At 33.3% G+C, this 12,587-nt stretch carries 15 protein-coding genes; 12 read left to right on the top strand and 3 right to left on the bottom strand.

The features are described from left to right. Positions 1-3: 3 nt before the first annotated feature. Positions 4-687, top strand: a complete 684-nt coding sequence (gene hisQ, locus Q0K76_RS02955; RefSeq protein WP_294611022.1) for a histidine ABC transporter permease HisQ — start codon at positions 4-6, stop codon at positions 685-687. 14 nt (positions 688-701) lie between these two features. Further along, on the top strand, positions 702-1,424 hold the full coding sequence (locus tag Q0K76_RS02950) for an ABC transporter permease (protein WP_294611019.1): 723 nt from the start codon (positions 702-704) through the stop codon (positions 1,422-1,424). A gap of 78 nt (positions 1,425-1,502) precedes the next feature. Here the strand turns inward: Q0K76_RS02950 and Q0K76_RS02945 are convergent, their stop codons facing one another. Both Q0K76_RS02945 and lexA read right to left on the bottom strand, forming a co-directional pair. Further along, complete coding sequence (locus Q0K76_RS02945; protein WP_294611016.1) at positions 1,503-1,889, bottom strand: hypothetical protein; 387 nt, start codon at positions 1,887-1,889, stop codon at positions 1,503-1,505. Positions 1,890-1,940: 51 nt separating this feature from the next. Continuing rightward, positions 1,941-2,567 carry a transcriptional repressor LexA gene (gene lexA, locus Q0K76_RS02940; protein ID WP_294611013.1) on the bottom strand — a complete coding sequence of 209 codons (627 nt, stop codon included), beginning with the start codon at positions 2,565-2,567 and terminating at the stop codon, positions 1,941-1,943. 395 nt (positions 2,568-2,962) lie between these two features. Between lexA and coaE the strand changes: the two genes are divergently transcribed. The 4 genes from coaE to tsaD are packed head-to-tail and all read left to right on the top strand — an operon-like array spanning position 2,963 to position 5,589. Next, a complete protein-coding gene (gene coaE, locus Q0K76_RS02935) occupies positions 2,963-3,577 on the top strand; it encodes a dephospho-CoA kinase (RefSeq protein WP_294611011.1) in 615 nt (204 codons plus the stop codon). Further along, the gene (gene zapD / locus Q0K76_RS02930) at positions 3,574-4,311 is read left to right on the top strand and encodes a cell division protein ZapD (protein WP_294611008.1); all 738 of its coding nucleotides are present in this window, start codon (positions 3,574-3,576) and stop codon (positions 4,309-4,311) included. The genes coaE and zapD overlap by 4 nt, the downstream gene beginning before the upstream one ends. A gap of 34 nt (positions 4,312-4,345) precedes the next feature. Next, positions 4,346-4,564 (top strand): DNA gyrase inhibitor YacG, encoded by a 219-nt coding sequence (yacG, locus tag Q0K76_RS02925; RefSeq protein WP_294611005.1) that lies wholly within the window; start codon positions 4,346-4,348, stop codon positions 4,562-4,564. Next, on the top strand, positions 4,564-5,589 hold the full coding sequence (gene tsaD, locus Q0K76_RS02920) for a tRNA (adenosine(37)-N6)-threonylcarbamoyltransferase complex transferase subunit TsaD (protein ID WP_294611002.1): 1,026 nt from the start codon (positions 4,564-4,566) through the stop codon (positions 5,587-5,589). Before yacG ends, tsaD begins: the two co-directional genes overlap by 1 nt. Positions 5,590-5,683: 94 nt before the next feature. Here tsaD and Q0K76_RS02915 read toward each other — a convergent pair whose 3' ends face one another. Then, positions 5,684-6,034: a DUF4282 domain-containing protein gene (locus tag Q0K76_RS02915; RefSeq protein ID WP_294610999.1), complete on the bottom strand. Its 351-nt coding sequence runs from the start codon at positions 6,032-6,034 to the stop codon at positions 5,684-5,686. 127 nt (positions 6,035-6,161) lie between these two features. Here Q0K76_RS02915 and ycaO point away from each other — a divergent pair, with 127 nt between their 5' ends. The 6 genes from ycaO to fba all read left to right on the top strand — a co-directional run bounded on the left by ycaO (position 6,162) and on the right by fba (position 12,518). Then, positions 6,162-7,928, top strand: a complete 1,767-nt coding sequence (gene ycaO, locus Q0K76_RS02910; protein ID WP_294610996.1) for a 30S ribosomal protein S12 methylthiotransferase accessory factor YcaO — start codon at positions 6,162-6,164, stop codon at positions 7,926-7,928. Positions 7,929-8,389: 461 nt separating this feature from the next. Then, a complete protein-coding gene (locus Q0K76_RS02905) occupies positions 8,390-8,842 on the top strand; it encodes a PTS sugar transporter subunit IIA (RefSeq protein WP_294610993.1) in 453 nt (150 codons plus the stop codon). Between the two features lie 11 nt (positions 8,843-8,853). Further along, positions 8,854-9,135, top strand: a complete 282-nt coding sequence (locus Q0K76_RS02900; RefSeq protein WP_294610990.1) for a PTS sugar transporter subunit IIB — start codon at positions 8,854-8,856, stop codon at positions 9,133-9,135. 26 nt (positions 9,136-9,161) lie between these two features. Then, a complete protein-coding gene (locus tag Q0K76_RS02895; protein ID WP_294610985.1) occupies positions 9,162-10,544 on the top strand; it encodes a PTS ascorbate transporter subunit IIC in 1,383 nt (460 codons plus the stop codon). Between the two features lie 115 nt (positions 10,545-10,659). Continuing rightward, complete coding sequence (locus tag Q0K76_RS02890) at positions 10,660-11,619, top strand: PfkB family carbohydrate kinase (protein WP_294610982.1); 960 nt, start codon at positions 10,660-10,662, stop codon at positions 11,617-11,619. 38 nt (positions 11,620-11,657) lie between these two features. Next, the gene (gene fba / locus Q0K76_RS02885; RefSeq protein ID WP_294610979.1) at positions 11,658-12,518 is read left to right on the top strand and encodes a class II fructose-1,6-bisphosphate aldolase; all 861 of its coding nucleotides are present in this window, start codon (positions 11,658-11,660) and stop codon (positions 12,516-12,518) included. Positions 12,519-12,587: the final 69 nt, after the last annotated feature.

Genomic DNA, 12,587 nt, shown 5'->3' with positions numbered 1-12,587 from the left:
TTAATGCAAGGTTATATCCCATTAATTTACCAAGGTGCAATAATAACGATTAGCTTAGCAATTGCCTCATTAATGTTGGCGATTGTTTTGGGTATATTCTGTGCTATAGGTAAATTGTCTCGATTTAAAGTTATTTCTTTGCTTTGTCAGGCATATACGTCATTTATTCGTGGTGTACCTGACTTAGTATTGATGCTATTAATTTTTTATGGTTTACAGTTATTACTAAATAGTATTACTGATTTTTTTAGTATTGGTTTTATCGAAATTAATCCATTAGTAGCGGGTATTATTACCTTAGGGTTTATTTATGGCGCTTATTTTACCGAAACTTTTCGTGGCGCCTATTTAGCTGTACCCAAAACGACATTAGAAGCTGCTTTTGCTCTTGGTTTAAGTAAAGGTCAAGTCTTTCGTTATGTGATGTTCCCTTTGATGATGCGGTTTGCTCTACCTGGTATTACTAACAATTGGTTAGTAGTGTTAAAGGCAACGGCGTTAGTTTCACTATTAGGCTTGTCAGATCTAGTTAGAGCAACAAAAATAGTCGGTGAGGCAACTTATTCTCCACTTTTATTAGCATTAATTGCTGGTGCATTTTATTTATTTTTTACCTCGATTTCGAATATTGTTTTATGGTGGCTTGAAAAGCATTATTCGATCGGAATTACCAAAGTAAAATTATAAAAAAGATTATTATAATGATAGAGATTCTTCAAGATTATTGGAAAGCCTTATTGTGGAGTGATGGTTATAATATAACCGGGCTTGCTATTACACTTTGGATCTTAGTGTTATGTGTTACTTTGGGCGGAGTGTTATCTCTTGTTTTAGCGGTTGGGCGTAACTCGCAAAATAAACTAATCAAATTCCCAATTTGGCTTTATACTTATATTTTTCGTGGCACACCACTTTATGTACAGCTATTAATTATCTATACCGGTATTTATACCTTAAGTATAGTAAAAGATAGTTATTTTCTTAATGAATTTTTTCGTAATGGTTTAAATTGCACAATATTAGCATTTACCCTAAATACTTGTGCTTATACAACAGAGTTTTTTGCGGGAGCTATTCGAAATGTTCCAAATGGCGAAATTGAGGCAGCAACTGCATTAGGTTTTAATCGTGTGCAATTATATCGGTATATTATTTTACCAAGAGCATTTCGTATAGCTTTACCTGCATACAGTAATGAAGTTATTTTTATGTTACACTCGACAGCATTAGCATTTACGGCCACAGTACCTGACTTAATGAAAATTGCTCAAGATATTTATGCCGAAACTTACCAACCATTCCATGCTTTTGGTATTGCAGCTGTGATTTATTTATGTGTAAGCTTTACGCTTATTTTAGGTTTCAGAAAGTTAGAAAATCATTTACTAGCTTATATCCAAACTTCAAATAAAAAGAACCAATAATAAAAATCATTTTGGACTTTAAAATATGGATCAGGCAATTTAAAAATACTTATTACCTGATCTAATTTATAAGTTCAATTATTCTGGCAGATCTTCATTATTTTCATACTCATTACCATTATCATTATCAGAATCATGGTCTCTGGAACCTGGTAATGCTCTAGCTCTATCAATTGGCACATAACTCCCACTTCGTGTTTCAACCTGACATTCACTTAGATAGATGGAATATTTGGTATTAGCATGCATACTTACTCCACGAAAATAGCAATGAGTAGCACTAAATAGATGATGTCGACAAAGTATAGCAATTAATAGCCATACAATAACAATAACTAATGCAACCCATTTCAAATATTTCCAAATAAAAGACCAAAATCCTCGTTTACTAAAATGACAATAAGTAACAATGAGTAAAAGAACCGCGATAAAACCTAAAAATTCAAATAACCAAAATAACCACATATTACTTTCTCCTAGGTAACAATATGTGGTTATTCTATACCAACTTTTTAGTTACATCCATGATCCATTACGGATAATACCGACAGCAATTCCTTCGATGGCAAAATTTTGTTGTTCTAAATCAACTTTAATTGGCGAAAATTCTTCATTTTCAGCTAATAAATGCACATGCTTACCTTTTTGGGATAATCGTTTAACAGTCACTTCATCATCAATACGAGCCACCACAACTTGTCCATTTTTAACATCTTGAGTTTTATGTACCGCCAGCAAATCACCATCTAATATACCAATATTTTTCATTGACATCCCTTGAACTCTTAGTAGAAAGTCTGCATGAGGTTTGAACATTGACGGATCCACTTGGTAATAATTTTCTATATGTTCTTGAGCCAAAATAGGTGAACCAGCAGCAACTTGTCCAATTAGTGGAATGCCATTAAATTCATTTTGTTCAATTTGATTCTCTAGCAGTAAACGGATCCCCCGAGAAGAACCAGCAATCATTTCAATAGCTCCTTTTTTAGCTAAGGCTTTTAGATGCTCTTCTGCTGCATTGGCTGAACGAAACCCAAGTTTTTTAGCTATTTCAGCCCGAGTAGGTGGCATACCAGTTGTTTGGATATTATCTTTTATTAAATCATAGATTTGTTGCTGGCGTTGAGTTAAAGGTCGCATAATGGTTACCCTGTTTATATATACAGATACATGTAATTATATACAGCCAATACTATAAAACCAACTGTTTTATTGATTTATTTTCAAATATGAACCACTCAATAGCTTGATTGAGTGTAATTTGTCTAATAATCGTCAAATAATTAAACATCATAAAATATAAAAAAGATTATTTTAAAAGTATCTTTGATTGTTCTTTGAAAAAACATCCTTATTTTTGACATATTTTTTACGAGTTAATTTGTTAATTTTGAGGCTATTGAGTTCGTTAAATAATTTTTTCACACTAAATAAAGAACCTTTTAAGGTTTGATTAACACAATATTGCAATCTATAATCATAATTAATTGTGTGATATAATTTTTAAGAAATTGAGTTTAATTGGAAATTGTCTCATGCCTTATGTTGTCGCACTTAGCGGTGGAATAGCCTCTGGTAAAAGTACTATTGCGAACCTATTTGCAAAGTTAGGTGTTCCCGTTATTGACGCAGACATTATTGCTCGCCAAATTGTTCAATCAGGTACAGATGCGTTTAATTTAATCGTCAAACATTTTAGTCAAGAAATATTATTACCAAATGGTGAGCTTGATCGTTCACAATTACGCGAAATTATTTTTAATAATGATCATGAAAGGTTATGGTTAAATAGCTTATTACATCCAATCATTCAACAAGAGACTGAGCGTCAAATAGCAATGCAACAAACGTGCTATGTTCTTTGGGTTGTGCCATTATTAATCGAAAATAATTTACATTATCTTGCCGATCGTGTGTTAATGATTGATTCTCCTATGGAATTACAATTAAAGCGCCTAATTCAAAGGGACGGTATTGATGAACATTTAGCAAAAAAGATGATACGGTCACAAGTATCTTCTTCTAAGCGACTCTCATATGCTGACGATATTATAAATAATAATGGTGATTTGGTATCATTAACATCACAAGTAAATAAACTACATTACCAGTATATTAATAACACCAAACATAAGAATGGATTAGTATGAATAAAATTGTTTTTGAACATCCTCTAAATGAAAAAATTCGAGCTTGGTTACGTATTGAATTTTTATTAAAACAACTGAATATGCATTGTCGTTTTGATCAAAATAATGCTTTACTTTTCTTTCATGCGCTATCCGAATTATTAGAGATTATTGAACGTAATGATGTTAAAAGTGACTTAATCAAAGAAATTGAATCTCAAAAGCAAAAGCTATTGTCATGGATAAATATTGATGGTGTGGATAAAGAGTTATTAAATAATATACTAATCAAACTTGACTCATTTTTGACTAAATTTAGTGAAACGCCTCGTTTAGGACAATTCTTAAAAGATGATCGTTTTATTACGGCTATTCGTCAGCGTTTAATGATCCCTGGTGGTTGTTGTAGTTTTGATTTACCTTTTTTTCATTTATGGTTAAAGCAACCACAAGCAATAAGAAATCAACAGGTGCATAGTTGGTTACAACATTTATCTTTACTTGATGAATCATTGACGACTTGTTTACAACTGATTAGGCAATTAGGTGAATTTAAAAGATTTATTTATAATAATAACTTTTCTCAGGATACCACTGGTGATGTAAATTTGATTCGTATTAGAATACCTTTAGATAAAAATGTTTATCCGCAAGTTTCGGGGCATATGTCCCGTTATAATATTCGGTTTTTACCCCTTGATACCAATGAAGGAATTAATCTTGACTCCATTGAATTTGAATTAGCATGTTGTTAATAAATAGAGAAACAGGAGATAGAAAAGCGTAAACATGAATAAATCTACCGTTACATTGGTTAAATGCCCAACTTGTCAAATCGAAGTTGAATGGTCTGAAAAAAGCCCATATCGTCCGTTCTGTAGTAAACGCTGTCAGCTTATAGATTTAGGTGATTGGGCAACAGAAGAACACCGTATACCAGATAAAGACTTAAGTGAACAAGATCTTTGGAGTGAACAAGATTTAGCAGAGTATACAGGTAAGCATTAATGAAAGTTCTCGGCATTGAAACATCTTGTGATGAAACTGGGGTTGCTATATATGATGACCAAAATGGCTTAATCGCTAACCAACTATATTCCCAAATTAAATTACATGCTGATTATGGTGGCGTTGTTCCTGAATTAGCTTCGCGCGATCATATACGTAAAACGGTACCTTTAATACAAGCAGCATTAAAAGAAGCTAAATTGACATCAACGGATATTGATGGGGTGGCTTATACCGCTGGTCCTGGATTAATTGGTGCTTTGATGGTCGGTGCTTCAATTGGGCGTTCTCTGGCTTATGCTTGGAATGTACCGGCAATCGGCGTGCATCATATGGAAGGGCACTTACTTGCGCCAATGCTTGAGGATAATCCTCCTGAATTTCCTTTTGTTGCTTTACTTGTTTCTGGTGGGCATACACAATTAATCAGCGTGACTGGGATTGGTCAATATCAATTAATTGGTGAATCAATTGATGATGCTGCTGGGGAAGCCTTTGATAAAACAGCCAAATTGCTTGGACTTGATTACCCAGGCGGGGCAAAATTAGCTAAATTAGCTCAGCAAGGTGATACCTCTCGCTTCCATTTCCCTCGACCTATGACCGATCGTCCTGGTCTTGATTTTAGTTTTTCTGGGCTTAAAACCGCAGCAGCTAACATAATCCATCAAAATACATTAAATGACGGCATCGATACACAAACTAAAGCCGATATAGCAAGAGCTTTTGAAGATGCTCTGGTTGATACCTTAATGATTAAATCACGTAGAGCACTTGATCAAACAGGATTTAATCGATTAGTTATTGCTGGTGGAGTAAGTGCCAATAAAACCCTGCGTAATCGATTAGCTCAATTAATGAAGCAGCGTAAAGGGCAAATCTATTATCCAAGATTAAAGTTTTGTACCGATAATGGGGCAATGATTGCTTATGCTGGAATGATACACTTAAAGGAACATTCTTCAACTGAATTGGCGATCAATGTTAGGCCAAGATGGTCGTTAAATGAATTAGTTTATTGTTAAAGTAAAACAGAAAATGCTGAATGAGTTTAAAAGTGGGAGTCAATTCCCACTTGATTATTTTAGCTATCAATATTAATTAACAAATAATGCTTTATTATTGATTATCAGTGTTATTATTGATTGCTTCTTTTGTAGCTGTTGATTCTGATGCTAATTTTTCAATATTACGATTGATATTAAATAAGATGCAAATGAGTTCAAATACAATACGGGTTGAGACTAGTCCACCAATGATGGTTAAGATTCCTCCAAATAAAACAATCATACCCGCAGAAAAGCTATAATTGAATAATGCAAAGCTACCTAAGATAATGGATAATCCACTAATTATAACTATAGCTATAGCAACCCAAAAAACAATAGTGATAAATACGGGTGTTAATAATTTGTTAAAAAAGAAAAAATCCTTAAATGAAAGATCTTTTAAATTAATATTGTTTTTCATTTTACATTCCTATTAATAAATTTTAAGGTTATTTAATTAGTTTTAAAACATGAGTGAATTCATTCAGACATGCATAACTCTACGAGTTAAAGGCGCTATATAATATACAATTTTTTTGAGATTTGATATGAAAACTTATATCCTCGGCAAAGATGCCGCCCTTGAAGATTCAATTGATTACTTTCAAACACAATTAACCAAATATAATTTAGAAGTGAAAGAAGCATCATGGTTAAATCCTGTACCTAATATCTGGTCGGTGCATATTCAAAATACAACCTGTCCACTCTGTTTTGCTAACGGTAAAGGGGCTAGTAAAAAAGCCGCTTTAGCATCTGCATTAGGTGAATATTTTGAACGACTATCTACTAATTACTTTTTTGCCGATTTTTATTTAGGGAAAGATGTTGCTAATGGTGATTTTGTTCATTACCCAACTGAACAATGGTTTCCAGTACCGCAAGACGATTCATTACCCAAAGGTTTACTCTCTAAAAAATTACTAAAATTTTATGATCCAAATAAAGAGCTATGTGCAACCGATTTAATTGATCTACAATCAAGTAATATTGAACGGGGAATTTGTGCTTTACCCTTCGAACAACAATCTGATCAAAAAATCGTTTATATTCCGGTTAATTTAATCGCTAATCTTTATGCCTCCAATGGTATGTCGGCTGGCAATACTCGTAATGAGGCTCGCGTACAAGCGTTGTCTGAAATTTTCGAACGTTATGCTAAGAACAAAATTATTGCCGAAGCAATAAGCTTACCAATCATTCCTACCAATGTGCTTAATCGTTATCCGGCGGTATTAACCGCCATTCAAACACTTGAAAGCGAAGGATTCCCAATCTATTGTTTTGATGCTTCATTGGGCGGGCAATTTCCTGTTATTTGTGTGGTTTTATTTAATCCACAAAATGGCACTAGCTATGCATCATTTGGTGCACACCCTAATTTTGGAGTGGCTCTTGAGCGAACAGTTACCGAATTATTACAAGGTCGCAGTTTAAAAGATCTTGATGTATTTTCACCCCCAAGTTTTGCTAATGATGATGTGGCGGATCTGAGTAATTTAGAAACACATTTTATTGATTCGAGTGGTTTAATTTCATGGGATCTATTTAGTGAAAAGAACGATTATGATTTTGTTGATTGGGATTTTTCGGGTACAACTGAACAAGAATTTGCCAACTTAATGGCGATATTCGCCCACAACAAAACTGAAGTATTAATTATGGATTATGAACACTTAGGTGTTTATGCTTGCCGAATTTTAGCAGTAGGTATGTCTGAAATTTATCCGCCAGAAGATCTACTAATTGCCAATAACAACATGGCAATACATTTACGTGAACTTATATTATCGCTGCCATATAAAAAACGTTCAGCCAAACAGTATTTGAGCATAATTGAACAGTTAGATGATGATGGTTTGGATGATTTTGCCCGAGTGCGTGAATTACTAGGCATCGCAACTGGCAATGATAATGCATGGCTAACTTTACGTATTGGTGAATTAAAAGCGATGTTAGCACTTGCTGGTAAAGATTTAAAACAAGCAAAATTATGGATTGATTGGACCATTGAAATGAATGAGTCCATTTTTACATCAGAACGTAATCATGCCTACCGCTGTTTACAAACTTTAGTCAATTTTATTATTGAACGTGGCAGTAAACAGTTTGCTAATTACCAAAATGCCTTTAACAAAATGTATGGAACCGCTTGTGTTGACGAAATGTGGCAATATGCAATAGCACAAAAACAGTTTTTTGGGCTAGCTGATAAAGCTGCTAATGGTAATATCAACAATCACAATCTTGAACAATTCACTATGCATCAAAAATTGTTGTCTGTATATAACAAATTACATAAGGTAATGCAGTAAAAAGAAAGCCTGCTTATTATCATTTAGCAGGCATAGTTATTCTTTACTTACAATAATCAAAATAGAACAAAAATTGCAGCGTTAATTATGTTATGAAATTTTGTCTATTTATTCGCTTTTGCTTACTTTAGAAATAGTGTCACACTCTACGGCTTTATTTGATCATTTTTTGATCTTTTTACGATGTTTTTTGCGAAGTTCATCACAGAAAAAACGTAGTTTTTATAATTTCTTCTTATCAGTTCCCTTTAAGTATTGATTTACTTATTTTTATTTTAACAATAAATCAATAGGTTGAATTTTCTTCTTCTTTTTTAATTTAAAAAAATCAGTCAATAATATTGATAATTTGTGATTTAAATCACTTGGTATTTTATTTCTTGTGAAATGTATCACATAACTTAGACCTTCTGTTATTCAAAATAAAATTACCTCCAATAGTTTTGTAAAGAGTGATTGTTATGAATATGATTTTTAATTCTTCATTAATAACATTGAATGCCAATTGCCGCACAGCAGAGCAAGCCATTGTAGAGGCCGGTAAATTGTTAGTTAAAGCTCAATTGTGTTCAGTTGATTATATTTCTGCTATGAAACAGGTCTATCAAAATTTTGGTGCTTATATTGTTTTAGATAATGCGATTGCTATGCCCCATGCTAGACCAGAACATGGGGCAAAGGGGACAGGTTTTTCTATTGTAACCCTAAACAATCCAATTGAATTTGGTAATGAAGATTTTGATCCAGTAACGGTTGTAGTAGCAATTGTTGCAAATGAGTTAGACACACATATCGATCTTATTCAGTTAATTGCAACATTAATTGAAAACGATTTAGTTTCAGTCGCTAAGCAAGCTGCGACCCCACAATCTTTAGTTAATTTTATTGAACCTTTTATTATTAAAAATAGTTAAGGAGATTAATGATGTTAAAAATTCGTACAGTATGTGGTAATGGTATAGGCAGTTCATTAATGGCAGCTAATCACGTTAAAAATTTATGTAATGCATTAGGTATCAAAGCGGATGTGGCCTCGATTGATTTTGCTAATGCAGTAGGGGAAAAAGCGGATTTGTACGTCACAATTAAAGATCTAGCTAAACAATTTCCAGATCAAGCTAAAGTTGCCATTATTCGCAGTTATGTTAATAAAAAAATTATAGAGGAAGATATTACAGAAAAATTGAAGCAATTGGTTGAAATTTAGAAAATATTTTAAAGGAGATATTTATTATGCAATCATTACTTTCATTTTTAACCGATATTTTTAGCCAACCTGCTTTCCTAATGGGGATCATTGCTTTTGTCGGATTAGTTTCGCTACGCGTTCCATTAAATAAACTTTTAACCGGCACTTTAAAACCTATTTTAGGTTACCTAATGTTAAGTGCTGGTGCAGGTGTAATTATCACTAATCTCAATCCGTTAGGTAATATTATTGAAGCAGGTTTTAGTATTCGCGGGGTAATTCCTAATAATGAAGCTATAGTTTCTGTGGCTCAACAAATGCTTGGTGTTGAAACAATGAGTATTTTGTTATTTGGTTTTATTATGAATTTAGTTATAGCCCGTTTTACCAAATATAAGTATATCTTTTTAACTGGTCACCATTCCTTCTTCCTTGCTTGCCTATTTTCTGCTGTTCTACAAGCGGCCCAATTTAATGGTTGGTTATTAATTGTTATTGGCGGTTTTTTATTAGGCGCATGGTCTGCAATTTCACCGGCTATTGGTCAATGCTATACCAAACAAGTTACCGATGATAGTGGTATTGCTATGGGACATTTTGGTTCTTTAGGATATTATTTATCAGCATTCATAGCACAAAAAGTTGGTAATAAAGAAAGTTCATTTGCAGATATTGAAATTTCTGAAAAATGGGGGTTTTTACGCGACACTACAGTAACAACGGGTATTATTATGGTAATCATTTACCTAATTTGTAGTCTCGTTGCAGGTAGTGAATATATGAAAACTATCACGGAATTAAATCCAATTATTTTCTCTATATTAAGTGGTTTACAATTTGCAGTTGGCGTTGCCATTGTATATAGCGGGGTACGTTTAATTTTAGGGGATCTCGTTCCTGCTTTCCAAGGCATTAGCCAAAAAATCATTCCAAATTCAATTCCCGCAGTAGATTGTGCCGTCTTTTTTACTTTTAGTCCTACCGCGGTCGTTGTTGGCTTTATCTGTTCATTTATTGGTGGCTTAATTGGCATGTTTATTCTTGGTGGATTAGGTATGGCATTAATCATCCCAGGTATGGTTCCGCATTTCTTCTGTGGTGGTACGTCTGGTGTGTTTGCTGATAAATTAGGTGGAAAACGTGGTTGTATTATAGCTTCGTTTATTGGCGGTATTTTGCTTGCCTTTTTACCCGCTCTTTTACTTCCTACACTTGGTAATTTAGGTTTCCAAAATTCAACATTTGCTGACTTTGATTTTGCTGTTTGGGGAATAATTATTGGAAATTTATTTACCTATTTTGGACACACAGCCATTTATTGTATTTGTTTGATTCTCATTATTGCTCTTTGTATACCATTTTGCTTTAAATCAATAAAAGTGGTTGGTGATTCAAAAAATTATGACGAATTAACAGGTAATAAGTGAATATTTCAGATTGAGCTGAATCAAGCTCAATCAACAAAACGTATTAAGTTAATTACCTTATGTTGGCAATGGAATCCTTTTGTTTAAAAAATGAATGATGAATTGAGGATTAATTATGACAATACTGACAATTGGTTTTGCTTGTTATGATCAATTTTACTTCACAACAAGTTTTCCAAAAGAAAATAGCAAATTGTTTGCTTATGATTTTATTGAAAGTGGTGGCGGTCCTTGTGCCAACGCAGCGTATTTACTCGGCTTATGGGGCGAGGATGTCTATCATCTCGGACATTTACATGATGATATATACGGTAATAAGATTGTTTTTGAATTTGAACAAGTAGGTGTAAATACACAACAAATTATTTTTTCTGACGAAATGATAACTCCATTAGCGGCTATAACCGTGAATAAAGAAAATGGTTCACGCACTATCATCACCCGTAAATTAAATACTCCTCCATTATTAACTAGCATAGAGAAAAACAAATTAAATCAGTTTATTCAATATCTCAATGAAAATAAACGTGATTTAGTTATTTTAATTGACGGGCATGAACCAGAATTAAGTGAATATGTCATTAAAAAATTACCAAATGTAAAAGTTGTCATGGATGCAGGTTCATTACGTGAAAGTAATGTCTATCTTGCCAAATATACAGACTATTTGGTCGCTAGTGAAAATTTTGCTTTAGCTTATACAAAACTCGATGAATTCACGACTAAAAAATCGTTAGAAGAAGCCCTCAAAAAATTAGAATCAATCTCTAAAGGTTCTGCTTTTATCACGCTGGGTGAAAAGGGCTGTGCTTATCTTTGTAATAAGAAAGTCAACATTATCCCAAGTCTTCTTTGTCAATCAGTGGATACAACAGGAGCAGGGGATATCTTTCATGGCGCGTTTTCTTATGGTGTGAGTTATGGGTGGGAGATCGAAAAAATTATTTCATTTGCCAGTTTATCTGCGGCTATTGCCATTGAACGAAAAGGCGTACGCAAAGCGATGCCTAATCTATCAGAGGTAAATAAGGCTATACATAGATTTGAAAAAAATTTAACTGAATATTTTAAGTAATAATAAAAAATAATATAAAGGCATAAAAGGGGTAAATTATGTTAGTTTCAATGAAAGAGATGCTTAATGAGGCTTATAAACAACATTATGCAGTAGGGCAATTTAATATCAATAATCTTGAATGGGTTGCAACAGTATTAAAAACAGCAAAGGAGAATCGTTCCCCAGCGATTTTAGGTGTGTCGGGTGGCACAATTAAACATATGTTAGGATTTAACACTATTTATGCAATAGTCAAAAATGCTATGGATTATTTGGATATTGATGTACCGATTGCATTGCAATTAGATCATGGACAAAGTTATGAGTCTTGTTTTGAGGCAATTAAAGCTGGTTTTAGTTCGGTTATGTTTGATGGTTCTCATTTACCTTTTGAAGAAAATTTGGAAATAACTAAACGTATTGTTGATTACGCGCATAAACGTGGCGTATCTGTTGAAGCTGAATTAGGTACTATCGCTGGCAGCGAAGACGGCATTGTTAACTCGCAGGTAATTTATGCTGATCCAAACCATTGCTTAAAATTAGTCAAAGAGACAGATGTTGATTGTTTAGCCGCAGCTTTAGGTTCAACTCATGGTTTATATAAAGGTAAAGCGAAATTAGGTTTTAACGAAATGCAACATATTTCAAATTTAATCAATATTCCTTTAGTACTCCATGGTGGAACAGGTATCTGTGATGAAGATATGTTACATGCAATTCGCCTTGGTACAGCTAAAATTAATGTTAATACTGAAAATATGTATACCTGGTGTGTAACTGTGGGCCACTTATTTGCACAACAAAAAGAACATGATATCAATGATCCACGAAAAGTGATTAATCAAGGATTAAAACCAGTTGCCGAAAAAATTTCAGAACGAATGAGACTATTTGGATCGATAAACCGTTATTGATAATTATAATTATTAATGTGATAAGCTCAGTGAAAAGTAGCTTTTAAATAAAATAACTTATGAAATTGA

It is taken from the genome of uncultured Gilliamella sp. (assembly GCA_945271295.1).
Lineage (GTDB): Bacteria > Pseudomonadota > Gammaproteobacteria > Enterobacterales > Orbaceae > Gilliamella.
The sequence above is the reverse complement of the archived record's forward strand: the minus strand, read 5'-3'. Positions and strand labels throughout refer to the sequence as shown.